We start from the raw sequence: 25,531 nt of genomic DNA, 5'->3' as shown, positions 1-25,531 counted from the left end.
GCTTGAAAGGCATTTCTGCAAGGTTTATTGTAGAATATAAAGGATAAAGGAGGAGTTACGATGGAGATTAGAGTATTGCGTTATTTTCTTACGGTCGCCAGAGAAGGAAGTATTACACGCGCTGCTGATTTCTTGCATGTTACGCAGCCCACCTTGTCCAGACAATTGAAAGACCTTGAACAAGAGTTGGGAAAGAAATTATTTATTCGCAGTAGTTACCGAATTATTCTCACAGATGAAGGTATGCTTTTAAGAAATAGAGCTGAAGAAATTGTGGGTATGGTTGATAAATTAGAGGCAGAATTTGAATCCATGGAAGAAACCATAAGTGGAGATATTTATATAGGCGGTGGAGAAACGGAAGCCATGAAACAGATTGCAAGAGTGGCAAAAGAAGTTCAGAATAAATATCCCAATATACGCTATCACCTATACAGCGGCAACGAAGATGATGTAACTGAGCGGCTTGACAAGGGACTCCTTGACTTCGGTATTCTAATCCAGCCAGCGGATGTTTCCAAATATAACTATATTAATTTCTCCGACAAGGATGTTTGGGGAGTGGTTATGAGAAAAGAAAGTCCACTCGCCTCCAAAGATACGATTCAATCCACAGACTTATTACATGTTCCACTGATCTGTTCAAGACAGTCGATGAAGCAGACATTTTCGAAAAATGAGTTTGCGGATTGGTTTGGGGAAGATTTTGACAAATTAAACGTCGTTACTACATACAATCTTGCATATAATGCTGCCATTATGGTTGAAGAAGGCATTGGTTATGCATTAACACTAGATAAAATAGTGAATACGTCCAGTGAAAGCGATCTTTGCTTCAGACCTCTAGAGCCAAGACTTGAATCTGGCTTAAATATGGTTTGGAAAAAACATCAGGTCTTTTCCACTGCTGCGGAATTGTTTTTAAAAGAAATTCAGGCAAAATTTTAAGATTCACTAAAAACGTAAAAGAATATTCGTTTAGCATTTATACAGGGTATGGAGAGCACCGAAACTCTTTCGGTGTTCTTTCTTCGTGCTTTTTGAAAGACTGGATAAAGTGATTCACGTGATTAAAGCCTACTTTCTGAGCGATCTCGGTTATTGTATCATTTGTTGATATTAAGAGATCCTTACTCTTCTTAATCCGATATTTGATTAGATACTCGTATGGCGTCATATGAGCCGTTTTCTTAAAACATCTCGTGCACTCTGAAATGCTCAAATGCGCGACATCAGCAATCTCACGAAGGGTAACCGGATGAGCGTAATTTTGATGGATGAAGCTGAGCATTAACTGTAGTCTTTCCTGCTGACGCTTCTCGCTTCTCGGGGTTTCCTCGGAAGGAATCGAAATGTTGGATATCAACACAAACCATAGTTGTACTGTTTTAATTGAAATTTCATATTCCCATCCCCATGTTTTCTCTGAATTGAACGTCTCCCTCATTCCCCAAAGCATGTCTAATATCTGCGTTTCCCACTCCGAATCTTTTGTAATCACAAGTGAAACCAAAGAAGAATTGGTATAAGGCAGTACATAATTTTTTTCCATTGCACTATCTGTATGAAAGGCTAATAGCTTTTCCGGAAAATTAAAACTAACATATTGAGCGTCATGGCTTAGCTCAGTTGTGATGTGAAGAATTCTCTTGTTGATCAGGATCGCTTGACCTGTTTCCAATGTATAATCAATTCCGTTAATCTGAATAACCAGCTTGCCTTTTGTGACTAAAGTGATCTGTAGCTCTTCGTGCCAATGCAGATCGTTGAACCCTCTGCCTTCGGGGATACTTGTATGACGTGTATGTGTGTACATGATATAGGGAAACGAATGATCGGAATACAGAATATCCTCATAAAGTTGCTTCGCCATTTTATGATGTTCCTTTCTTTGACGATATATCTATATTATACAGCGATTTAATTGCACGAAATCCACAAAAATAATGATATTATTATATCAAATCTTTGACTTATCACAAGAGCCTGTGCACAGACGACCGGATAAGAACTTTTGGAGGCTTATATGTGAAAGAAACTAAACCATCGCTACTTTTTCATCCTTATGTATTACTTTTTATCGCCATTTTGTCGGTATCCGTCTCTTCAATCATGATCAAGTCTTCGGATACTCCGACCACTATAGCCGGTATGTACAGGCTATATATATCGGCCATTATTATGCTTCCTTTTATCCCCTGGAAAACGATTCGTTTCTTAAAACTGAATTCAAAGGATTGGAGCACCGTTTTTCTGGCTGGCCTGCTTCTTGGTCTATATTTCTTGTTCTGGATGGAATCGCTGGTGTATACCTCAGTCGCTAGTTCCATGGTCATTCTGGCGCTGCAACCTTTGTTTGTGATGGTCGGGTCATACTTTATGTTTAAGGAAAGAGCAAGTATACCTACCGTTCTATGTTTAATTACCGCCCTATTCGGTTCGGTGATTATCGCCTGGGGAGATATAGGCATTTCAAGAGAGGCTCTGATCGGTGACGCGCTGTCACTGGTAGGAACCATTCTGGTGTCGGCGTATATGCTGGTGGGACAGAAAGTAAGTCGAAAAATCGACGCGAATATATACAGTGTTGTTGTCTTTATGATTGGCGGAAGTGTCCTGCTGGTCTACAGTTTATTGAATAACTTTTCGTTGACCAATTACGAATCATCCGATTGGCTGTATTTCCTCCTACTTGCGATCATACCCACTATTTTTGGTCAGTATATTTTCAATCTGCTGCTCAAATCCATTGGTGCAACAACGGTTTCAGTAGGCATTATCGGTGAACCCGTTTTGGCCATTATGCTGGCTTATCTTCTTTTGGGAGAAACCATCTCTGCTTTTCAATTTGTAGGCGGTTTAATTACGTTGTCAGGAATGCTGATGTACTTTGCCCTGAAATCCTACAATATCCAACTGCCCAAGTTCCTTCGTTTCAATCGATTCAGGAAATTAGGATAAAAATGAAAGATCGGAAAGCAGATTATAGGTGTGGTTAATTTCCCTCCGCTTCGTATATTAGGATTCAATTCAGAAGTGTTGGTGCTTGGCGGGCTGCCCGAACAACAGCAAGATGTTGTTTTATTGAAACCTGATCTCGAGCTACCAATGCTTCTGTGATCGGATGATAAGAAGAAACCCTCCGGAGCTTAATTCGGTGGGTTTCTTTCTTATCAAAACATCAATCAGTTCTATGTAGAACTAATGTCTGCTATGTGATTAAATTTACTTTACCCAAAATCGTGGTAGCTACTTCTTATGTTCCGTAACCACTTGTTCGATCCCGAGCAAAATAATCTTCAAGCCGAACTCAAACGCACTGTCCGTTCCCATCACCTCAAACATACCGTTTTTATACATCCTGCTGAACAGACCAACTTCCTTCTCGCTCATAGAATCCAGAAGGCTAACCATCTCTTCACCTTGAAGTACTTCCTGCTCTTTAATGGCAGCAGATATATTACGCTGATGCTGATAATCGTCCAGTACGAAATAGAATACATAGTTGACCAGTGTAAGAACGGCCTGTAATTTCTGCTCTTGCTCTAGTGGTGTTGATTCCATGCAGAGCAACATGCGGTTGGTGAAGCGGATCATGTCCGGTTCATGGGGCAGCGTCATCATCATGAGCTGTGTAGAGCACGGGTACCGGCTGAGTACACTTCGCACCGTCACCGCAAGCCCCTCCATCTGTTCCTTCCAGTCCCCTTCAGTGTGAAACTCGTCCAGAATAATTTTCGATATCTGGTTAGCCAGACGCTGGTAGAGCGTCTGCTTGCTCTTAAAGTACCAGTATAGAGATGGAGCCTGAATCCCCAACTTGTCTGCCAAGCGTCTCATGCTGAATTTCTCGATGCCCTCTTCTCCGAGAAGCTTCCACGAGATTTCCAAAATCTTATCTTCCGAAATCTGAGGCTGTTGTTTTTTCATCGCTATCCGCCCTTTTATCTAACAGTGTAAGTTTATGCTTTACAGGTTCATACGTTCATGATAACATCTAACACTGTAAGGTTCAATCTAACGGTGTTAGATTAGATCAATATTAACGAAGAAAGTAGTGACCCACATGGATGCAGAAAACCTCCATTACTTTGAAAGAGCACCAATCGCCAAAGCCGTAGCTCATTTTGCTGTCCCAATGATGCTAGGCACGTCAATGAGTGTTATTTACTCCATCTTGAATGCCTATTTTCTTGGCACACTGGGTAATACGGCAATGTTAACCGCACTCGCACTAACTTTACCTTTATTCGCGGTCATCATGGCCCTTGGTAATTTAATTGGTATAGGTAGCGGTACATTCATCTCTCGTTTGCTGGGAGAGAAAAAAGTAGATGATCTGAAGCATGTATCTTCATTTGCCTTTTACAGTAGTTTAGTTCTCGGAATTATCGTGATGGCCGTTGGGCTCCCGCTGATTGAACCAATCGTTCATGGGCTGGGGGCAACGAAAGAGTCCTTCGGATTTACGAAAGAGTATGTCACGATTATGCTTATTGGTTCACCCTTCGTCATCTTATTCTTCACGCTGGAGAATATCGTGCGCTCAGAAGGTTCAGCAATCACTTCTATGACAGGTATGATTCTCAGTGTTGTTATAAATATTATCCTTGATGCACTATTCATTTTTGTCTTCCATTGGGGCGTGATTGGCGTTGCATCTGCTACCGTCATCTCCAACTTGGTTGCGAGTGCATTTTACGCTTACCATATGAGTTATAAGAGTCCATTCTTAACCGTCTCCCTAAAATGGTTCAAGGTGACGAAGGACATCCTGAGCAATGTGTTCAAAATCGGTGTTCCCGTCTTTGTTATGAGTGTCTTCTTGGGAGCAATGTCGCTTATTCTTAACCTTTTTCTTGTCGAATATGGGGATCAGGCCGTTGCGGGGTATGGAATCTCATCACGTTTATTGCAATTTCCTGAGTTTATTCTGATGGGCTTGTGCGAGGGAGTTGTGCCGTTGATTGCCTTCTCATTCACAGCGAACAAATTACGCATGAAACAAACGATTGGATTCACGATCAAAGCTATTTTGGGCTTAGCCGTCCTGTTCGGTGTTATCGTTTATCTGATCTCTGACCACTTGATTGGTTTATTTACGACTGACCCGCAATTAATTGAAATGGGTAGCTATATTCTTCATGTAACCTTCTTATCCTTGTTCATTACAGGAATGACTTCTTTGTTTATGGGTATCTTCCAAGCAACAGCCCAAGGAACCGCCGCGTTTGTAATGTCCATAATTCAAGGGATTACACTAATTCCTGTGTTGTATGTCGCAAATCAGATGAACGGCTTTCATGGAGTGATCTGGTCACTTGTTATTGCTGATGCCGTCGCGTTCCTAGTTGGGGCCATCATGTTATATGCTTTGCGGACCAAATTGCAGCCGGATCTGGAACATTTGGTACAGTAGTTATCCAAAAAAACGAAAGAAGGCAGGATAAGGGTATCCCCTCAATCCTGCCTTCAACTATTGCAACACCGCTGTTCAATGATCGATCATCTTATTGGATTTGTTTCATGTAAGATTTGAATTCCTCGGCGATTTCTTTGTATTTCGTATGATGCAGGTAATGTGAACCTTCCATTGGAATCATTTTTCCTTGCGCGGATTGTTTCACTTGCTCCTCATGCAGCGGAATCCACTGCGGGTTTTTCTCGTTATTGGAAAGAACAAAGAGAAGCACTGGCAGATCACGAGGATACGTGAGTTTTTCTCCATTTTTGAAATTGGAACCCAGGTGTTTAAGCTCATCGACTAATGTCGGATTTGTCGAGACTTGATTCGAAATCAACTTCATCTGTTCTTTGGTATGTTCATCATAGTCAAGTGATGCACATGAATCACCACTCACTTTATTGAGTACTCTCATTAAGCCTGATTTTTGAAGGAATTTCATTAAGTTCAAAGGTAATTTAACATCCATGCCAGGTTGATTCGGAACACTGCTATCGATCCCGACAAAAGCAGAGACTTCATCCGGATACGTGTTCACATAAGTCGCCGCGTACAGTCCCGTGATGGAATGCCCCATCAGAATATAACGATCTATACCGAGCTGCTGTACAGCTTCATGAATTTCACTAACAATATTCTCGGTGGTTCTCTCCTTTTCGGTCTGGTCGCTTAATCCATAACCGAAAGGCTCAATCGCCACAACTTTGTAATCAGGTGTCAATTCATCGATTAACAATTTGAAATCAAGCACTGGCGACGGGGTCCCTTGTCCGGGAAGTAGCACGATGGTTTGTTCGCCGCTGCCTTGAATGGATACATTCATATTTTTTCCGTCGACATTGACATATTGGCCGTACGATTCGATTTTCTTTTTCTCTGCCCCATTACTTATCGTATGAACGACAAACGTGATACCCATGAACAGCACCAGCGCGCCGACAATACCACCTATTATTTTTAACCATAAGTTCCGTTTTTTACGGCCCTTAGTCCCCGTTGTTGTTACATCCACTGTTTCTGCCATATCCATCTTCTCCTGTCCTTTATATCTGTAGAGCCGCTCTTGCGACATAGGTATAGTGTAACCATGGAAGATGTCCCCTTCGTGACGGGAATATGAACGGAGTATGAACAAGCAAAAATTATGTTGAGGCGCATAGACTACTGTACATAACACATTTCATGATTTCATAACGATTTTCCAGTAAGTGATACTCGGAGTTCCTTCTCCTGTGACCTGGTTGTATAGTTCCAAACGTATAGCTCTAAATCTGATTTCTTAAAATCTTTATACACGTCCATATGTTTGTTCCCTAACTCTGAGAAAAAGTGGGGTACTAAGTAATGTTTTTCTTCTCCTTCAAGGAAGTAGGTTTGGTTAAGCCCTCCAAATGTATTATCCGGGCTTTCTGACTCTACGTACAGATTATCGTCCTTGATATAATAGGTCCAGATGATAGGAAAACCTTCGTAATCGCTCGCAATAGTTTTCGGTTCAGTGGATATATCAGTTAAATGAATGGATGCACGACTACCTGCATGTTCATCTACCCTTTTCTTTGCGATTAAAGTCATTGGTTTGTCTACTAATGACTTAACATCCATAAGAAAATTGGATTGTTCAAAGCGCAATTCTGTTTGATTTGCATTCATTGTTCCATCAAGCGATATCAAGCCATCCATGACCTTGCCGTCCACTTCAAGTTGATAAGTCCGGTACGGCAATCTGAAATATTCTTCATCATGATCGATCGTTAAGCGAATTTGTGTTGGTGTTACTACCATGCTACTTATACTTGCCGCATCAGCTAAAGAATGTATTGGAATATTCAGTTCTTTTTTAAAGGTGCCCGTTTCCATTTCTTGACGAGATAAGAGTAAATTCAGGTTCCATGTGCCTTCTGTCCGTTGTTTTTCATGAGTGTATGTGAAGGTGAAGCGATCCCCCTCTTTGAACTGCTGCTCGTTATACATTTGTCTGCTGAAATAGTCACCGGATACTCCCTCCATGCCATACTCAGGATTCTCCGTTTCTTTAATAACCTCTTGTTGAGTATCATAAGCTCTGATGCCAGCCCAAGATTGTTCCTTCGCCTCTGAATCAGAGAAGGTAACCTTAGAATTAATCATGATTTCGCCTTTAGCATATTTGAATGACTGTACTTCTATTTTGTCGATCCCATTCTTTTGTATATTAAACTGCTGCGTACTTGAATCTTTAGGATCAAGACGAATCTCTTGCTCAAGGTCTTCTAAGTAAAGAACATCAGAAATGGAGAACTGAAGATCTGATTGTTTCTCTTGCATAACCCAGTCTGTCTCAAAATATCCCTGAAAAACGCCTTGTGCAGCATTCCATTTCTGATAATAGTGCCCTTCAATAGGTTGCCCATTACTGTCTTTTAAGAGCATTTGATTATATCTGATTTCTTGTTTCTCAGTTTCCAATTCTGGCTTGACTGTGTATAGTAAAACGGTCCGGTTGTCATCCACAAATGCATTATGCACCGTTAAGGTAACTCCGTGGGCTGTTATGCTTTGTTCAATGAGCTGGCCATAACCAGCTTTAAGGGCCGACTCAATCCCTGATTTATTGGACAAGACATCGCTCCAATCATATTGTAAGGCTGCGTATACAGGAGTGGCCATGACGGCTAAGGAAATACCCAGGACAACAGCTGCCTTCGTTTTCTGCCTTTGGGGTCTGTTATGAACATCATTAACTACTCGCAATTCTCCCGTTTGAATGCTATTGAACATCTTTTCAAAGTCTGGATACTCCACCTGTTCTGAGTGAATCAAATGATTTTTAACCTTGTATTCTACTGACTTCATAAGTGTTATCTCCTCTCATGTTAACCTTTTCGTAGAATTCAATTTTTTTTCGCATTAACTTTAGAGCTTTGTATAATCTCGTTCGCACTGTCCCTTGTCGAATGTTTAAAGTCTCTGCAATCTCAGCTACGGATAGATCACCAATATATCGGAGAGTCACAACACTAAGAAGCTTGTCCGGCAATTTTTGGAGCTGCTGCTCCAGTTCAGCAAAGGAAAGCTTAGCCATAACAGTAGTGTCAACCGGATCATTAGATAATACTTCTTGTTTATGCTGTAACTGCATTTTGTTTTGCTTCTCGCCCTTAACTTTGTTTCTTCTAATAATGTTCAGACATTGATTCATGGCAATTCGCATGATCCAGGTCCTTAGATGTGACACATTTCTCCAGTCTTGGCGGAACACGACAACAAAAACATCATGGCATACATCTTCTGCATCCTGCACGTTTTTGAGCATATACAGACATGTGCGATACACGTCTTTGTTGTAAGTATGGAATAGTTCATGCTCGGTCACTTCCGGCACTCCTTTCTTGTTAGGATATAATATAGACAAAGTAGAGTCGGAATGTATTCACTTTTTCTTTGAGTAAGCGTTTTTTTGATACAAAAAAAGGAGAACTGCCATTACACAAGCAGTTCTCCTTAGGATAAAACAGTTTCTTAGTGGTCCAGGAACACAAGCTGAATGAAGAACAATACCGCAAAAATGTAGAAGATTGGATGAACATCTTTACCTTTTCCACGAAGCAGCTTAAGTACCGGATAAAAGATGAAACCTACGCCGATGCCTGTCGCAATACTGTGTGTCAATGGAGTAAGGATGATGATCAGGAAGGCAGGAAATGCTTCTTCGAGATCATCCCATTTGATTTTGCTGATGACGTTAATCATAAAGTATCCAACAATGATCAGTGCCGGAGAAGTGATCGCCGGAATGCTTGATATTACACTTACGATCGGAGTGAAGAACAAGGTCAGCGCAAGCAGCACACTTACCGTTACCGCTGTCAGTCCCGTTCTTCCTCCTGCGGCTACCCCTGTGCTGGACTCGATATAAGCTGATGTTGGACTTGTTCCGAGCAAAGCGCCACTGGTTGTTCCTACGGCATCTGCCAATAATGCGCCACGCGAGCGTGGAAATTTACCATCCTTAAGCAATCCTGCTTGTTCAGCAACGCCGAGCATCGTGCCTGTCGTATCAAACAGTGTGATCAGCAGGAACGTAAATATGATCGTATACAAACCATTCGAGAATACACCTGCCAGATCCAGTTGCAAAGCCGTTGACGCGAGGCCTTGAGGCATGGATACAATCGATTCCGGCATTTGGAATAGTCCCATGATCCAGGCAAGTATCGCTGTTACCACCATTCCGATGAAAAGGTAACCTTTCACATTGTAAGCCATCAGCACAACGGTAATAATCAATCCGATAATGGTCAGATAAGCCATTGGCTCAGCCAAGTTTCCGATCGTAATCAAATTCGATTCTGAATCGGCAATAATCCCGGCATTTTGCAAACCTACCGTTGTAATAAACAATCCGATCCCTGCGGTTATGGCATGTTTTAAGCTAGCAGGAATTGCATCAAGCAACATGTAACGGAATGAAGTCAGTGATAAAATAATAAACAAAATCCCTGCTATAAATACGGCTCCCAGTGCAACCTGCCAAGACACGCCATATCCGGCAACTACGCTATAGGCAAAGAATGCATTCAGGCCCATACCCGGCGCGATGACGATTGGATAATTGGACCATATTCCCATAATCAGAGTTCCCACAATACTTGCCAGTACCGTTGCTATGAATACTCCATTAAAGTCCATGCCTGTGCTGCTGAGGATTCCTGGGTTTACGATAACTATGTATACCATTGTGAAAAATGTTGTAACCCCTGCGATAATTTCTGTGGGGATGCTCGTGCCTCGTTCTTTAAGTTTGAACCATTTGTCCATGGTAAAGCCAGCCTCCAACTTTCAAATTATACTCCAAAGCTAAAAACAAAAAATCCTAATCTTCATATAGGATTGTAATATTGTCGCTCCTATATTCGTTGTTAGGATTTAAAGATTCAACAGCTAAGCTCTAAACTAAACATAAAGATACTCATATCTGTTTTCAACCTGAAGTCCATTTCGTATTCTAATTAAAATGACATGCAATGTCAATGAATTAACGATTTGTTCACAGTTATTTACGAACTATACAGACGTTATATCTTGTGTTCATTCGTTTTTAGAATAGAGTATATAGATGTATGGCTCAATGTCTGCAATATATGAAGAAAGACTGCCAGCAATATTCACTGACAGTCTTTTGCTTAATTCGTAGTAGGTTTCTCTTCATATTCGCTGGATAATTCTTTAAGCGATTTGATTTTGCCATGGGGATGCTGTTCTTGCTTACGTGACTTCCAGGCAGCTTCTTTGCGTTTCTTCTGGTCAGCCATACAAGATATCCTCCTCTGGAAACTGAGATGTATACTACTTCTTTATGATGTCATTTCTGGACAACTTTATTCTGCATGCATAGGTAATAAGAGAATTAGGCAAGCATATAAGACAAATTAGATATCGGCTTTTAGAGCAGGAATGCAATAATATAGACATGCCACAACTGGAGGTTAATATATGCAAAAAGTAATTTTAAATAATGGTGTTGAGATGCCTGTTCTCGGCTTTGGTGTGTTTCAGATTGCAGATGCAAACGAATGTGAACAAAGTGTTATGGATGCCATATCGACTGGGTATCGTCTCATTGACACTGCTGCCTCTTATCTAAACGAGGAAGCTGTGGGCAGAGCGATTAAACGCAGTGCAGTGGCTAGAGAAGAATTATTTGTCACGACAAAACTTTGGGTTCAGGATACGGGTTATGAACGTACCAAACAAGCATTCGAAAAATCTTTAGAACGATTGCAATTGGACTATTTGGATCTATATTTAATTCATCAACCATTTGGAGACGTACATGGTTCTTGGCGTGCAATGGAGGAGTTGTATCGTGAAGGAAAAGTACGTGCAATCGGAGTGAGTAACTTCCAGCCGGATCGTCTGATCGATTTGATTCTTCAAAACGAAGTGACCCCTGCTGTAAACCAGGTCGAAACACATCCTTTCAACCAGCAGATCTTAACTGGACAATTCATGAAAGAAAATAATGTTCAGATCGAATCTTGGGCACCTTTTGCTGAAGGGAAAAATGACTTGTTCCAAAATGAGGTATTGGTATCTATAGGTGAGAAGTACAACAAATCGGTTGCTCAAGTGGTTTTGCGTTGGTTGACCCAACGTGAAGTCGTGGTTATTCCAAAATCGGTTCGTAAAGAAAGAATTATTGAGAACTTCAATATCTTTGATTTTGAATTAAGCCAAGCAGATATTGAGTCGATTACTGCGCTAGATACCCAACAGAGCCTATTCTTCTCCCATAACGATCCTGAAATGGTGAAATGGATTAGCACTCGCAAACTAGATATTTAATCCTATCTATCCGATAACAATCTAGTCCTTTCTCTTCACGGAGAGATCAAAAAATCCGATTCCGGCATCACGGAATCGGATTCTTCATTTATTGTAGCCTCAATAATATAGAGAATTCAGAAGTTAATTGGCAGGACCCAGATTAATCAAGCTGACCTCGGATAATGAGACGGTTGTGTTGCCATCTTGCACACCATCAATGTTACCCAGATCAAATGAGATTCGAGTATTCGCATAGCTGTCTTCTGTTGCATCAAATGTAAACGTGAACTCCTGTTTTTCTGGAGTCAAATCAACTCGTGCCCCAAAGAAACCATGCCATTCATAGTTGGCAGCTGCATCGACCCATCCAATCCCCAATCCCAATTTCCTGGACTTCTCCGCTTTGGCTTTAAACGTTAATTTATATTTAAAACCTTGCTGTATGCCAAATCCTTCATTGATGACTTGACGATCCCATGGATGCTGTCCTGCATCACCAATTTTGGCTTGAAGCTGTTGATTGTTAACTTGCATCTCAAGGTCCGCTGCATTACCATCCGCGTGGGTAAACCAACCTTCCTCACCTTTGGAGAAGTCGCCATTGGGGATAAGATTAACATGAGCTGGCTGCCCTCCTTGATCTGCATTTGGATTAACTTCATATAATTGAACGTTTTTGATGTGAATCGAGTGTTCACCTGTAGATAGCGGATATCCTAATCCAAATGCAAGCATGGCTGCCGAATCGGAGGTATCTCCCATGGTGAAGGTATAAGTATACGACTTTTGATCCGCGGTTAATTCCACTTCTTCTTCAAAATACTTCACAAAATCCCCTGCATTCTGAGAAAGAACCGCTTGCATGGATTTAGGACTTGAAGCAGATGCCTCGAAGGTAAGTCGGTACGTTTTGTTTGCATCCAGTTTGACCTGACCTTGTTGTAACAAAGCATCCCACCAATGTTCACTTGTACCAGGCAAGTGGATCGTTAATCCTGCGCCCTCGTCATGTGAGGCTGTCAGATCATTAGGAGTTAGCTCCCAATGATTCAGATCAGCTGTTAGCTCACTGTTCTGAATTTTGTTTTGTGAAATATCCACCCAACGTGTATTATAATCTGCTCCTTCAAAATTCACATAATAGGGTTTGCCTGCTGTTAAGTTGACGCCTGGAAAATACACCGTTTGATATGCTTGCCATCCACCCGTGTCTCCAAGACTCAGGTCTGATTGTGCAACGGTTGTACCTTGTTCATCCTGAATGCTGAACTGAACCTTGGAATCACTCTTTCCACTGGCCATTCGGGCAGACAGAACATATACTCCGTCGTGAGCTACATCGATTTTATATTGCAGCAGATCTCCCTGGTCCATGTAACTGACATGTTTTCCTCCTTCTACGGAGTCCTCCAGTTGTAAGCCCTGCATCATCCAGGCTTCGGTTGCAGGTACATGTGCGTAGCCATTCACTGACAGAGGTTTTCCGCGTTTCGTCAGACGAACATTGTCCACGTATACCTTACCTTTAGAACTGCCAAATAACAGTCTTAGCTCGGATTGTGCGATTGATGCTCCATCTCCAATGATGATTTCTCCAGTGAATGTTTTCATTTCTTGGTTCAAGGAGAGGTTTTGCCCTTGATGAACCTGTACCGTATGCCCATTACTGCTGACAACATCTATGTCGATACTTCGCGGTGTGTCTGCCTTGGCATCTAAGGAGAAACCATACGTTGTATTCGCTTCCAGCTTCAAATCCGGTTGGTTCACCGAAACTTGCTGTGGGTCTCCATTCGTTTGAGTAACATCAACAACCAGCTGACGCTCCATAATTGGGAATTTCGAAAAGTTATTTACACTTATATTGGCTGCCGCACTGTCCTGAATGCTGCTTGACCAGAATCCCAGACGCTCCTTGCCTTGATCGAATGTGCCATTGTAAATAAAGTTGCCATCAGGTAGCGCGTTTCGTTCGACAGTTAACGGATCAGCTTCACCCACCTCGATCAGTCTGACATTGGCAAACCAAACGGTTGTATCATCCAACCCCAGATTAAATTCGAATCTGGCATTGTTATCCGTGCCATCCCGCATATTGAAGGTATAGTCATAGGATTGCCAATCTGTCGTGAGTGCAAAGGTGTTATCGCCCGAATAATTGGTCCAGCTTTTTTCGAATTGGTTCACTTTGGACATGATTGTACGGTCAGCAGATGCCTTCGCATCAAACTGTATTTTGTACTTTTTGTTTTTCTTAATGTACATCGGCATCTGAGTGAGTTGAACCGAGTAGTTTTCAGTACCCGATGCATCAATGGTAACTTCTGCTGCTTTCCCTTTCTGCTCATCCGTTACAACTTTGACACTGCCAGCTCCATCAGCATTTGTGATGAATTTCCACTGCAGAGGCACTCCATTGTCTGCAGACCCTTCCGAAAAACGATCATTGTAGATTTGATTGCCATCGGCTTGTGGGTCACGCTGTTGCGCAGGCTCGATGGGATTTGTTGTTACATCAGGCCATGTGTCTAGATTTTTGTAAGAATATACTCGCACAAAATCAACATTCATCTTTTCGGAAGTGAAGTTGCTTTCAGGTGCCCCCGGCCAGTCTCCTCCAACTGCCAGATTCAGAATCAGATAGAATGGACGATCAAATGGTGCAGGGAACGTATAATACTCGGGTTGGCCCGCGGCCTTCGTTTGCCAGTTGGTCACTTCATGATGCAGCTTTCCATCCACATAGAAACGAATCATACCCGGCAACCATTCTACCTGGAAATCATGATAATCGTCAGCGAAAGTTTCTCCTTTCTGAAGAGTAAGGCTTCCCTGATCATGTCCATGGGAACCGTCAGGCTTCACACTGTCATAATGCAATGTGCTATATACCTTGTTATTACTCTCTTTGCCACCAATTAGCTCCATAATATCGATTTCTCCAGAGGCAGGCCATCCTCCATAATGCGCTTCATCTGTTGGCATCATCCATATGGCAGGCCACATGCCTTTTTCTATAGGAAGCTTCGCACGTACCACCACTTTACCGTAGGTCCAGTCGCCTTTTCCCATGGAGATCAGTTTGCCAGAGCTGTAATCCTTACCATTTTTCGGCCCCTTTTTCGCTTCAATCTGCAACACGCTACGATTCTGATCTTTCGTAATGCGAGTGTTATCCGGGCTGTAATATTGCATTTCATTGTTATAAACGAGTCCTGTATCCTGCACGGTCCATTTGGAAGAATCAATCGCAGGCCCGTTAAACTCATCATTCCAGACCAGCTCCCATTGATCATGCGGAATTGTTGTTGCTGGAACCGGTTTTTCACCCGCAGGATTACTTGGTGTCGATGGTGTAGACGGTGATTGCCCGTCTGGAGAAGATGGTGTGGATGTGCTTGTCACATTTGTTGAACCGCCAGGCTGCGAAGAAACAGGTTGTTGGGCTTCACCCACCATGGATGTGCGCAATCCTTGTTTTACTTTCTCTCCGTTGATCACAACATCATCGGCATCTACACTCAATTTTTGGATTGTACCTTTGGTATCCACTTGAGTCTGACTCGCTTCTGCATGAATATTCATGGAATCAATCAGGCTGTTTGAAGAGATCTCCAGAATGGATTTCTGCTTTACATGCATCTCCTGAATGTTGCTTTCTTCCGTAATGGAGATTCTGACGGGTTCCCCACGTTTGTCAACGACTACTCGATTTAGCTTGGAGTTGTTAATGTTGATGGAATGGCTGCCTCCGCCTTTAATAATGACACTTCCTGTAACCGTTACGCCCTGAAGAACAACAGATCCCTCGCCAATGCCTTCGGCCAGCAGCAGATTTCCATTAACAATCATATTTTTTAACGTGACATCCGTTGAATTAATAATCAAGTTGCCATCCACTCGGGACTCATATATACCAGGAGCACTTTTCACATCTGCAATCATCGCCGACAACATTGTTGCCGTCTCCGCTCGTGTAATCGGGGCTTTGGGATTTAATTTGCCTTGGAAACCTTTAAGAATATTTTCGTCCACCAGATAGGTAAGCGCTTTCTTTGCATAACCGGAGATCTCATCTGCATCCTGAAATTTCAATTGTTCACTATCTTCATTGGTAGCCGCTGAAAGTTGAAAAGCTCGATCTACCATAACCGCTGCATCTTGACGTGTAATCGGTTGTTGTGGTGACAGATGTTCACGGTCTGTTCCTTCGATGATGTCAGAACCATTCGCTCGTACCATGACGTCATAGTACCAATCGTCTGAAGTCATATCCACATATGGGCCAGTCGCTGCATTACCGGTGAAACCAAAGGCCCGATCCAGAATCATAACGAATTCAGCTCGGCTAATGACCTGACTGGGCTTGAATGTACCGTCCGTATAACCTTTCAATAGATTCAAGTCTTGCAAACGTGTAACTGCAGATTGTGACCAATGCCCGGTCAGGTCTGTATAGGGAACAGAGAAGTGCAGGCTTTTCGCCTGCACATTTCCCACCTCCGCTTGACCCTGTACACTTTCTGCTCCAGCAGTTGCTGGATAAACGAGAGAAGCCATTAAACTCCATGCCATCATACAGGCCAGTCCTTTTCTCATCCTTCTTCCTCCCTCAGCTCAGTTATCCTTGCATTTGCATAGCCTATTCCTTGACTGCTCCAATAACGATCCCCTTAACGAAGAAACGTTGTAAAAACGGGTATACCATCAGGATCGGAAGCGCGCCGATAAAGATCTGTGCTGCGCGTACAGTTCGCTGCGAGATATTCTCCAACATGGAAGGATCGACGTTGATTTTGCTGAGATCTTGCTGAACGATAATAGTTTGTAGCAGAGAAGCAAGTGGATAATTTTTAATATCAGACATATAGATCATGCCGTCGAACCAGGAGTTCCACTGATACACCATCGTAAATAAGGACAAGGTTGCGATAGCTGGAAGCGACAGTGGTACGTAGACCAGAATCAACGTTTTGATATGACCTGCTCCATCCAAATAAGCTGCTTCCTCAAGTTCTTTGGGCAGTCCGCGGAAGAAGTTCATCATGAGAATAACGTTCCACACGGACAGTGCGCCAGGCAGAATAAGTGCCCAGATTGTATTCATCAAGCCAAGCTTCTGGATCAGAATGTAACTTGGAATCAAACCGCCGCTGAACAAAATGGTAAATACGAAAAACCACGTATATAAGGAGCGACCTTTAAAACTGATATCTTCCTTCGACAACGGAAATGCGGTTAAGAGCATGATGACTATACCAATGATCGTCGCAATTACAGTCCGTTTAAGTGATACGATCAAGGAGTTGATGAAGTTTGAATTCCCGAATGTTTTCACATATGCGTCGGTTGTGAACCCGATGGGCCAGAAGGTAACCAGGTTTGATGATGCTGGCGCCATACTGCTGAATGAAACAGCCAATATATGAATAATTGGTAAAATGCAGAGTATCGATAATATCCCAAGAAAAGTATAGTTAGCGATGCTGAATATGCGGTATCCTTTTGTTTTATAATACAAGCCCTTTTCTCCTCTCTAGAAAACTCGATAATTAGCTAGTTTGTAAGCCATTCTGTAAGATATAACAATCAAAATGGTAGCAACCACAGATTTGAACAACCCTACTGCTGTGGCAAAACTCATCTTCCCGTTCAGAATCCCGAGTCGATATACAAACGTGTCAATGATGTCGCCTTTGTCATACACAAGTGGATTATACAAGTTGAACACCTGATCAAAACCGGCGTTCAGGATATTACCGATAGAGAGTGTCATCAGTACGATTGTAATCGGCATTAATGCCGGAATCGTAATGTGCAGCGTCTGTTTAAATCGGTTGGCCCCATCCACCTCCGCAGCCTCGTAAAGCGCTGGATTGATCCCTGAGAGAGAAGCCAGAAATACGATCGTACCAAAACCAAATTCTTTCCACACATCACTGACGATCAGTGTTATCCGGAACCATGTACCATCTCCAAGGAAAAAGATCGGTTCTCCGCCAAAGGCTTCGACAAGTTGGTTCACCATGCCGCCCTGTGGAGACAGGATATCGAGCAGAATACCACCGAGAATAACCCATGATAGGAAATGCGGTAGATACACAAGCGTTTGACTTACTCTCTTGAATGCCGTCAAGCGCACTTCATTGAGCAAAATGGCAAACAGGAATGGAGCGAACAGTCCTGCGATGATTTTGAAAAATGCAATGACCAGCGTATTCCAGATCACCTGACCGACGTCCGGATATAAGAATAAATATCGGAAATTGTCCCAACCCACCCATTTGGATTCAGAAAATCCCAAGTATGGTTTGAAATCCTGAAAAGCAATTACAATGCCACCCATCGGTATGTACTGAAACACCAGTGCCAGCAATACAGCTGGAATGAGCATCATATGCAAGGTCCAGTTCCGTTGCATATTCCAGCGCTGTTTAACCCTGGTGGAGCGCCGTTTATGCGGCGTTTCTAACGTATGTTCCTTCACTCCTGCATCCCCCATGTTCTAAATTTTGTATTTTACAAGTCATCGTGAACTTGTATATTAAAATTATAGCAATGGAAATTTGTGATCTATATCCTAATATTGCAACAACGATATCAATATTTTAATAAGATTAAGGAGGTTGGACTTTGTTCACACGCTTGAATGTCTTTACCAAAATTACACTGTTGTTTGTGATGCTGCTTATTCTGGTGCTGTTTCTCTATACATACTCTAACCGGGAAAGCGTGCGTGTTATCGAACACGAGATTCAGAACAATACGATGAATCATCTCTCGACATTTGCTGATTCAGTAGAATCCAATATTTACCAATTGTCATTGTATGGAATGTCTATTGGGCAAGATTCGAGTATTCAGGAATATCAACGTCCCGACTACAAGGACATTCCCTATGAACGTGTGAAAGTTGGAAGCGCCATTCTGGAGAAAATGAATCTGTACAACGCAGCAAGCAAATGGCATTCGACCATCACACTATACTTTCCAAGGATGCAAAAAGTGATATCAACGGATTATTATGCTTACATTCCGTACAGGGATGATGAATTTAAGGAGCCTCTCTCGCAGTCCTGGACCTATGCCGACAATCAGTTTATCTGGTACACTACCGATCCAACGACAGCGATGGCGAGACCTGGCAAAGCCAGATTGATTACCAAAATCAGTTTTCCAGTTCATCACTTAACTGCACTTCTTAATCAAAACAAGTTAAATAATAAAGGTGACCCGTTCATGTTCCATCCCGATTATGGATTAATCAGCAATAGTTCTGGAAAGGAGACCTTGAACGCAATCCTGCCTTCCCTGAAAGAAGCAAAACTGCAGGCCAGCGGTGGCTTCAGTACAACGTTGAACAAAACGGAATATTACGTCTCCTACATTCAATCCAAGAGCCTCGGCTGGTATTATATTGACTATGTGCCTATGCAGCAAATTTTGAAACCGATTACGAGTAGCCGGAATCTTTTTTACGCTTCAATTGCCGTTCTGATCGTGATGAGCGTTGTTGTATTATATACACTCTACCGAAGTGTGCAGCTTCCACTCTTACAGTTGGTGAAAGGGACAAATCGCTTGTCCACCGGGGACTTTTCCGTTCGGCTTCATCATTCTGCACGCAATGAGTTCAGCTTGTTATTTGCACGTTTCAACATCATGGCTCAACGAATTCAAGAATTAATCGAGAATGTATATGAGGAGAAATTAAGAAGTCGGGAAGCCACGCTCAAACAGTTGCAATCGCAGATTAATCCGCATTTTCTATATAACTGCCTGTTCTATATCAAGAACATGGCCCGAATGAAAAATGAAAAGGCCGTGGTAGCTATGGCACTGAATCTGGGAGAGTATTACCGATACATAACCAGGTCCGAAAAGGATCAAGCCACGCTTCGTGAAGAGCTGACAATGGTCAAAAATTATTTGGAAATCCAGTCACTTCGTCTGGAACGAATGCATTTTACAATCGACGTGCCCCATGATATTTTAGATAAAACAGTTCCCAGACTAACCCTCCAGCCTATTATTGAGAACGCTATTATTCATGGTCTGGAGCCCAAATCGGTAGATGGTGAGATTAAAATCTATGCGGACTGCAAGAATGATGTGTACACAATTATCGTGGAGGACAGCGGGCTTGGTATGTCTGAGAAACAGCTTGATCATCTGAGAGATAATCTTCTTAAACCGCTGGATGAGAATATGGGATGTGGTACATGGAATGTCCATCAGCGTTTATCTTTTCTGTACGGTGAAGGATCTGGACTATCTTATGATCATTCTTCAATGGGTGGGATTAAAGTTAACATCACGTGGCACGACAATACAGACAAGTAGGTGAACGACCCATGCTGCAAATATTATTAGTTGACGATGAACGTTCCGTCGTGGAAACGTTGGCAGAGACCATTCCGTGGGAAAGCTGCGGGATCGGTACAGTTCATGAAGCCTTATCTGGTGCAGTAGCGCTGGAAATTATGGACAACCACGACATTGACATTGTAATTACGGATATACGTATGCCCGAAATGTCAGGCATTGCACTGATTACAGCGATTCATGAAAAGTGGCCGCATGTGCAGACGATTCTGTTATCAGGTCACGCAGACTTTGAATATGCGAAACAGGCTATTGCGCAGGAAAGCTTTGATTACTTGCTGAAACCTGTTAGTGATGAAGATCTGATCGAATCCGTGCAACGTCTTGTTCATCGAATTAAAGAAAAGTGGGAAACAGCAGCATCACATCAAAGAGCCTTACACGCCTTTCAGGATCATCTGCCATTGCTTCAATCCACGATGCTGCATGAGTTGCTGACTGGAAAAGTCTATGATCAGAAGACACTGGCAGACAAGCTTGATCTGCTGGAACTTCCCTACTCCGTAGGAGAGGATCTCGGCATGCTGATTATCCGTATGGAGAAACATCTATCCGATATGGCGCACGGCGACCTGGCCCTAATGGAATATGCAATATGTAATATCATTAGTGAAGTGATGCATAATCATTTTCATATCTGGCATACACGTGACGTTCACGATTACATTGTTGTTCTGGTTAGCATGAAGCATCCGCCAACGATGAGTTACAGCAGGAGCGAGACGCCTCAGACATTGCTTGAGCAGTACGCTGCCCAGATTCAAACCAATGTTCAGTTATACCTGAAAGGTGCAATCTCCATTTCCGTCTCCAGTTGGGGCAAGTTTCCCCACGAAATTGGAGAACTCTATGAGCGAACAGTTATGTCCATGCGTAAACGGATGGGTCAGGTGCAAGGTTTGTTTGTCACCGCTTCCGATGAAACGGATGCCAATCCTCTACATACGATTAGGTCGCTGTATCAGCCACCAACGTTGATTAGCCTGCTCGAAGCTGGTCGCTTTGAGGATGTGGAACAGAAAATCGAGCACATATTTGAGGAACTGCTGCATTCCAATGAACATCATGATATTGCAGAGTCAACCTTTGAGGTATATTTTGCTATTGCGGGCGCGTTTGCGTACATCATTCATAAAAATGGCAAACAAATCTCTTCTTTGATTCCAGCAGAGTCCTATCGTTACTTTCAAGCTCCCAGCTATTCCACTGCGCAGCAGCTACAGGACTGGTCCGTGCGTACACTTCATTACATACGAGATGATGCTGAACAAGAGCTTAGAGACAATCACAGCACCATTGTGCGCAGTGTCAAAAGTTTCGTCGACCTTCATCTGGCTGGAGATGTATCGCTGCCTGCAATTGCCGACCATGTGCATCTGCACCCGGTGTACCTGTCCAAGGTATACAAGGCAGAGACCGGTGAAGCACTTACAGCATACGTGTACCGGTTAAGAATGGAGAAAGCAGCCTATCATTTGCGAACATCAACCGCCAAAGTGTTTGAGATTGCAGAACTTGTCGGTTACAACAATACCGCATATTTCATTCGAGTTTTCAAGAAATTTTATGATCTTACACCGCAAGAATATCGGGAAAATCTGCCGGTTTAAGAGATAACTCTTGCCAGCCTTGACATTCTGGTAATCTCTCCGGTTTCCCTTCCCCATATCGAATACAAAAAGGCATTGCAGGAGAAGATCTCCGGCAATGCCTTTTTGGTGCTTATGTGGCCGCGATGAATCAATTCAGCCAGCCCTGCGTCATCCTATTTTCCGCTTTTCACGGAATCATACCACTCGTTAACTTCTTTCGTAATCTGATCTCCACCTGAAGACTTCCATTTCTCAACAAATGAGTCGAACGCGTCCACAGAGGTTTTGCCATACACAATTTGAGAGAAGGTGTCTTTCTCCATCTTTGTCAAAATGTCATTGTTCATCTGCATCGTCATTGAAGGTGCACCGGTAAACATTTGATTGAACACGATATCTTTTTGATCCAAAACAATCTTGGCTGCATCAAGCATAGGTACTGGTACACCTGATTTGATTTTTTTCTCAAACGGTGTAGTTGCTTCTTCACCGCCTGCCAGCTTGGCAAGTGTTGTCATACTTAGATTGGGAATACGCGCTCCATCAAAAGTCAAAGTGTACTTCTCGGGAGCATAACCCCCCGTAAGACTTGCATCAGTTGATGGTTTCCCATCTACCATAACCCAATCGTATCCTTCCGCAAATCCATGCTCAAACTCATCGCCCTCTTTAGGATTCGCATAGTGATCAAAGAGATAGTTCTGATAGGTGAAAAAGGCTTCCGGATTTTTCATGTCTTTGTTAATTAGAACTACGCCATTTCCGTTTGACGTACCATGTCTTCCTGCTTGACCATTTGGACCGGAAGGAATTGGATACGCCTTGTATTCAGCCTCAGGATTGTTTTTCTTCACATCCTCCAGCGGCCAGGAGGGCATCCAGTGAGGACCAACCACAATACCTGCTTTTCCGGCAGTAAATTCTTCAGCAGCTTTTGTCTCGTCATACACGCCGGCTTCTTCCGGGATATACCCTTTGCTCATCCAGCTCTGTAATTTGGCCAAAGCCTGTTTCGCACCAGGTGTAACGGAACCGTATTCAAGTTTTCCATCTGCCGTCAGATTCCATTGGTTTGGCATTGTACCATAAGCGCCAAATACCCACCCAGCTTCAGACATCCATGTGTTCAGCCAGTTCTTGAAGCCAATGGTGAGTCCGTAAGTGTCCTGCTTCCCATTGCCATCCGGATCTTGATTCGTAAACGTTTCCATAATGACTTCAAGATCATCTATAGTTTTAGGTGCTTCCAGATTGAATTTCTTCATCCAGTCTTCACGGATCCACATGACAGGATCACCATTATAGGAATAGTCCAGAATCGGAATACCGATCTTTTTGCCATCTTGCATGTATGGATACCATACGGAAGGATCTTCGTTTACGGCTGCTTTCCATGTGTCGCTGGCATATTTGTCAAACAACTCGCCCGCATCGACAAATTTTCCGGACTCAATCAATTCACGCACCAGATTGAATTCGCCGCGATACGAAATAATGTCCGGCATGTCCGCATTGGAAGCAAGCGATAGACGCAGTTTTGTCTCAAATGCATTATTGGTGGATGGAGATATCCACTGGTTTTTCAACTCAATTCCGAGTTTCTCCTTAGCCCATTTGGTATGGACGTTGTTATCCTGATCCTCGCCTGACTTAAACTTCACGTCTGGACCCCATGGTCGTAAATACGTAATGGATACTGGTGGATCATACTTCCCATTTTTGAGCTCCAACGTTGTCGCTGGTGTACTTGATTCAGTTTTCTTTTCGTTCCCGTTACTACACCCACTCAAGGCTGCAGATAGGGCCAATACACCGATCATGACCAAACTGCCTACTCGTCTCTTTTTACTTGTGTCCAACTTCGTTCCCCCAGTCTATGTAATGTTGCTTACAGGTTAATCATAATGAATGTTTGATATTTATGCCCATACTAATATTGCAACATTTATTGCATTAATTTAGGATATTGGATATTGAATACATATATTGAATAAATACAATGCCAAAATATAGAAAAAAGCAACCGCTAACGGCTGCTCCAGTCTGCTTAATTACTCGTATATTTAACCCAGTCATATTCCGCATAAAGTGGATTGGCACCGTTATAAGGACCGAGCCAGCTATCTACACCTGTTCCATTCCACAGGTTCATCATGATTTTTCCGGGTGTTTTAGGAATATTGCTGGTTGCCGTGTGCTTCAATACACCATCTACATACCATTTGATATGTCCCGGCTGCCAGTCAAATGCGTACGTATGGAAGCCTTGGGATGCATCAAAACCTAGATTGATAATCTTCTCATGATTACCAACCCCATTGGTGTAATAATTAAACTGCACTTTGGTTGTGTCTTTTCCTAAAAATTCGATATCAATCTCATCCCATTGGGTGCCATGTGCGGGCCCTGTGTATGTGAAAAATGAGGAAACTACACCTGTGTTCTTGGCAGGTTTCATACTGACTTCATACAAGCCGTACCCATACGTATTTGTGGTACGATACTCTCCGCAATCAAACTTGTTCTGTGCAGAGCTGGTCAAACCAAGCTTAAGCTTGCCGTCACTTGTAAAATTAACATTGTTAGCCCTCCACGTACAGTTAAACATGCTCCCATTGGAATACCCATCCGCTTTTTGCCACGTGCTTGCGTTAAAATAGGTTAGAGGTTCCCAGAAAACATAACCCGCGAAAGCGCTTACCGAAAAAAATAAAGAGATGACACCAGTTACCACCAAAGTATACCAAGACTTCCTCTTCATCATACACCTCCATGAATGATTCCAACATGTACAGCAGTAAAATAATAGATAGCGCTTACATGGTTGGTATTTCCATTTTATCTGGAAGTATAGTGGTACACTATAGCAAACTTCAAAGCAGAGATATTCAATTTTTAACATCCTCGTTCTCGTATCTAATCATGTCATGTTAAGACTATGCCAGTTTCATACACGTAAGATGGATTGAATGAAGCGCCTGCCCTTAAGCATAGAAGGAATCAGGCGCTCCATGTAAACCATTTTTGCATATATCTCAACATGTTTGTTTCTTTATTCAGCCTAAAAAGGTCTATTTCGCACCAGCTCGTATCAAAATATCTTCAATTTCCTTAAAGCCTTTATTCTTCGCATGACTGAGTGGTGATACCCCATCACGATCCGGTATGTTCACGTCTGCTCCGTGATCAATGAGTAATTGTATCGTCTCCTGCTGCTGAGCATTGCCATCGTTAAGAATGATCGCTTCGAGTAGTGCTGTCCATCCCAATTGATTCACATGGTCCACATCCACCGAAGTTTGAGTCAGTAATTCTTGCACTACATCCACATATCCATGCTCCGAAGCTGGAATAAGTGCTGTTCCTCCATATCGATTCGTTATCGCTGGGTCCGCTCCCGCCTCGATTGTCAGCTTCAAAATATCCAAGTATCCTTCAGCGCCAGCATACAGAAACGGGGTATTTTTCATATCGTCCTGTATATTCACATCTGCCCCCGCTTCAATTAACACTTTAGCCGATGTTAGATCATTATTGTAGGTTGCAATCATTGTAGCGGTTCGTCCACTCTGATCTTGAACATTGATATTGGCGCCTGCTTGAATCATTTGTTCGATGCGCTCAGTATCGCTGTCCTCGACTGCCTTGAACAGCTGTTCATCTGCTGAAGTCATGGCCTTTACCTCCACGTTAGAGTCGTATCTCATTTCAGGCACGCAGCCTTGGACGATCAACATACTGCTTATCAGGACAACGATGATCAGCGATTTACTCATACTGC

General features: G+C 42.7%; 19 protein-coding genes and 1 pseudogene. 7 read left to right on the top strand and 13 right to left on the bottom strand.

Going from position 1 to position 25,531, the window contains the following annotated elements:
* The first annotated feature begins 60 nt into the window (after positions 1 to 60).
* Entirely contained in the window at positions 61 to 948 is an 888-nt protein-coding gene (locus MHB43_RS16550) for a LysR family transcriptional regulator (protein WP_405117558.1), read from the top strand.
* Positions 949 to 985: 37 nt separating this feature from the next.
* Here the strand turns inward: MHB43_RS16550 and MHB43_RS16545 are convergent, their stop codons facing one another.
* Positions 986 to 1,873, bottom strand: coding sequence for an AraC family transcriptional regulator (locus MHB43_RS16545; RefSeq protein ID WP_237175277.1), 888 nt, complete (start codon positions 1,871 to 1,873; stop codon positions 986 to 988).
* Between the two features lie 155 nt (positions 1,874 to 2,028).
* On the opposite strand from MHB43_RS16545, the gene MHB43_RS16540 reads away from it, so the two are divergent.
* Complete coding sequence (locus tag MHB43_RS16540; protein WP_405117557.1) at positions 2,029 to 2,961, top strand: DMT family transporter; 933 nt, start codon at positions 2,029 to 2,031, stop codon at positions 2,959 to 2,961.
* Positions 2,962 to 2,970: 9 nt separating this feature from the next.
* Positions 2,971 to 3,120, top strand: a pseudogene (locus MHB43_RS16535) (tRNA-binding protein); the annotation flags it as partial.
* Positions 3,121 to 3,249: 129 nt separating this feature from the next.
* On the opposite strand, the gene MHB43_RS16530 reads toward MHB43_RS16535, so the two are convergent.
* Entirely contained in the window at positions 3,250 to 3,930 is a 681-nt protein-coding gene (locus tag MHB43_RS16530) for a TetR/AcrR family transcriptional regulator C-terminal domain-containing protein (protein ID WP_405117556.1), read from the bottom strand.
* 136 nt (positions 3,931 to 4,066) lie between these two features.
* On the opposite strand from MHB43_RS16530, the gene MHB43_RS16525 reads away from it, so the two are divergent.
* Positions 4,067 to 5,419: an MATE family efflux transporter gene (locus tag MHB43_RS16525; protein WP_405117555.1), complete on the top strand. Its 1,353-nt coding sequence runs from the start codon at positions 4,067 to 4,069 to the stop codon at positions 5,417 to 5,419.
* A gap of 91 nt (positions 5,420 to 5,510) precedes the next feature.
* On the opposite strand, the gene MHB43_RS16520 is transcribed toward MHB43_RS16525, so the two are convergent.
* The 5 genes from MHB43_RS16520 to MHB43_RS16500 form a co-directional block, all read right to left on the bottom strand.
* Positions 5,511 to 6,488, bottom strand: coding sequence for an alpha/beta fold hydrolase (locus MHB43_RS16520; protein WP_405117554.1), 978 nt, complete (start codon positions 6,486 to 6,488; stop codon positions 5,511 to 5,513).
* A 164-nt stretch (positions 6,489 to 6,652) separates the two neighbouring features.
* The gene (locus MHB43_RS16515; protein ID WP_237175281.1) at positions 6,653 to 8,299 is read right to left on the bottom strand and encodes a DUF4179 domain-containing protein; all 1,647 of its coding nucleotides are present in this window, start codon (positions 8,297 to 8,299) and stop codon (positions 6,653 to 6,655) included.
* Entirely contained in the window at positions 8,274 to 8,819 is a 546-nt protein-coding gene (locus tag MHB43_RS16510) for an RNA polymerase sigma factor (protein WP_405117553.1), read from the bottom strand. Before MHB43_RS16510 ends, MHB43_RS16515 begins: the two co-directional genes overlap by 26 nt.
* A gap of 146 nt (positions 8,820 to 8,965) precedes the next feature.
* The gene (locus MHB43_RS16505; protein ID WP_076210644.1) at positions 8,966 to 10,264 is read right to left on the bottom strand and encodes an NCS2 family permease; all 1,299 of its coding nucleotides are present in this window, start codon (positions 10,262 to 10,264) and stop codon (positions 8,966 to 8,968) included.
* Positions 10,265 to 10,629: 365 nt separating this feature from the next.
* Positions 10,630 to 10,758 (bottom strand): DUF6254 family protein, encoded by a 129-nt coding sequence (locus MHB43_RS16500; protein WP_219845137.1) that lies wholly within the window; start codon positions 10,756 to 10,758, stop codon positions 10,630 to 10,632.
* Between the two features lie 181 nt (positions 10,759 to 10,939).
* Between MHB43_RS16500 and MHB43_RS16495 the strand changes: the two genes are divergently transcribed.
* Positions 10,940 to 11,791, top strand: a complete 852-nt coding sequence (locus tag MHB43_RS16495) for an aldo/keto reductase (protein WP_405117552.1) — start codon at positions 10,940 to 10,942, stop codon at positions 11,789 to 11,791.
* Between the two features lie 123 nt (positions 11,792 to 11,914).
* On the opposite strand, the gene MHB43_RS16490 is transcribed toward MHB43_RS16495, so the two are convergent.
* Genes MHB43_RS16490 through MHB43_RS16480 form a run of 3 tightly spaced genes read right to left on the bottom strand, consistent with a single transcriptional unit; the run spans position 11,915 to position 18,260 of the window.
* On the bottom strand, positions 11,915 to 16,372 hold the full coding sequence (locus MHB43_RS16490) for a carbohydrate binding domain-containing protein (RefSeq protein WP_339308561.1): 4,458 nt from the start codon (positions 16,370 to 16,372) through the stop codon (positions 11,915 to 11,917).
* 43 nt (positions 16,373 to 16,415) lie between these two features.
* Positions 16,416 to 17,294, bottom strand: a complete 879-nt coding sequence (locus MHB43_RS16485; protein ID WP_221821204.1) for a carbohydrate ABC transporter permease — start codon at positions 17,292 to 17,294, stop codon at positions 16,416 to 16,418.
* A 15-nt stretch (positions 17,295 to 17,309) separates the two neighbouring features.
* Positions 17,310 to 18,260: an ABC transporter permease subunit gene (locus tag MHB43_RS16480; RefSeq protein ID WP_145325512.1), complete on the bottom strand. Its 951-nt coding sequence runs from the start codon at positions 18,258 to 18,260 to the stop codon at positions 17,310 to 17,312.
* 146 nt (positions 18,261 to 18,406) lie between these two features.
* Here MHB43_RS16480 and MHB43_RS16475 point away from each other — a divergent pair, with 146 nt between their 5' ends.
* Positions 18,407 to 20,116: a sensor histidine kinase gene (locus MHB43_RS16475; RefSeq protein WP_405117551.1), complete on the top strand. Its 1,710-nt coding sequence runs from the start codon at positions 18,407 to 18,409 to the stop codon at positions 20,114 to 20,116.
* Positions 20,117 to 20,127: 11 nt separating this feature from the next.
* Complete coding sequence (locus MHB43_RS16470) at positions 20,128 to 21,768, top strand: response regulator (RefSeq protein ID WP_237175285.1); 1,641 nt, start codon at positions 20,128 to 20,130, stop codon at positions 21,766 to 21,768.
* 155 nt (positions 21,769 to 21,923) lie between these two features.
* Here the strand turns inward: MHB43_RS16470 and MHB43_RS16465 are convergent, their stop codons facing one another.
* The 3 genes from MHB43_RS16465 to MHB43_RS16455 form a co-directional block, all read right to left on the bottom strand.
* Positions 21,924 to 23,609, bottom strand: coding sequence for an extracellular solute-binding protein (locus MHB43_RS16465; protein WP_405117550.1), 1,686 nt, complete (start codon positions 23,607 to 23,609; stop codon positions 21,924 to 21,926).
* A gap of 188 nt (positions 23,610 to 23,797) precedes the next feature.
* The gene (locus tag MHB43_RS16460) at positions 23,798 to 24,511 is read right to left on the bottom strand and encodes a glycoside hydrolase family 16 protein (RefSeq protein WP_221821745.1); all 714 of its coding nucleotides are present in this window, start codon (positions 24,509 to 24,511) and stop codon (positions 23,798 to 23,800) included.
* A gap of 310 nt (positions 24,512 to 24,821) precedes the next feature.
* Positions 24,822 to 25,526 (bottom strand): ankyrin repeat domain-containing protein, encoded by a 705-nt coding sequence (locus tag MHB43_RS16455; RefSeq protein WP_405117549.1) that lies wholly within the window; start codon positions 25,524 to 25,526, stop codon positions 24,822 to 24,824.
* Positions 25,527 to 25,531 lie beyond the last annotated feature (5 nt).

This window comes from Paenibacillus sp. FSL H8-0317 (assembly GCF_045040685.1).
Classification (GTDB): Bacteria; Bacillota; Bacilli; order Paenibacillales; family Paenibacillaceae; genus Paenibacillus.
The sequence above is the reverse complement of the archived record's forward strand: the minus strand, read 5'-3'. Positions and strand labels throughout refer to the sequence as shown.

Coding starts and splice junctions, on each gene's coding strand:
- MHB43_RS16495 (WP_405117552.1), top strand. CDS start 10,940: ATGCAAAAAGTAATTTTAAATAATGGTGTTGAGATGCCTGTTCTCGGC.
- MHB43_RS16490 (WP_339308561.1), bottom strand. CDS start 16,372: ATGAGAAAAGGACTGGCCTGTATGATGGCATGGAGTTTAATGGCTTCT.
- MHB43_RS16550 (WP_405117558.1), top strand. CDS start 61: ATGGAGATTAGAGTATTGCGTTATTTTCTTACGGTCGCCAGAGAAGGA.
- MHB43_RS16515 (WP_237175281.1), bottom strand. CDS start 8,299: ATGAAGTCAGTAGAATACAAGGTTAAAAATCATTTGATTCACTCAGAA.
- MHB43_RS16525 (WP_405117555.1), top strand. CDS start 4,067: ATGGATGCAGAAAACCTCCATTACTTTGAAAGAGCACCAATCGCCAAA.
- MHB43_RS16520 (WP_405117554.1), bottom strand. CDS start 6,488: ATGGCAGAAACAGTGGATGTAACAACAACGGGGACTAAGGGCCGTAAA.
- MHB43_RS16500 (WP_219845137.1), bottom strand. CDS start 10,758: ATGGCTGACCAGAAGAAACGCAAAGAAGCTGCCTGGAAGTCACGTAAG.
- MHB43_RS16455 (WP_405117549.1), bottom strand. CDS start 25,526: ATGAGTAAATCGCTGATCATCGTTGTCCTGATAAGCAGTATGTTGATC.
- MHB43_RS16530 (WP_405117556.1), bottom strand. CDS start 3,930: ATGAAAAAACAACAGCCTCAGATTTCGGAAGATAAGATTTTGGAAATC.
- MHB43_RS16505 (WP_076210644.1), bottom strand. CDS start 10,264: ATGGACAAATGGTTCAAACTTAAAGAACGAGGCACGAGCATCCCCACA.
- MHB43_RS16545 (WP_237175277.1), bottom strand. CDS start 1,873: ATGGCGAAGCAACTTTATGAGGATATTCTGTATTCCGATCATTCGTTT.
- MHB43_RS16470 (WP_237175285.1), top strand. CDS start 20,128: ATGCTGCAAATATTATTAGTTGACGATGAACGTTCCGTCGTGGAAACG.
- MHB43_RS16460 (WP_221821745.1), bottom strand. CDS start 24,511: ATGAAGAGGAAGTCTTGGTATACTTTGGTGGTAACTGGTGTCATCTCT.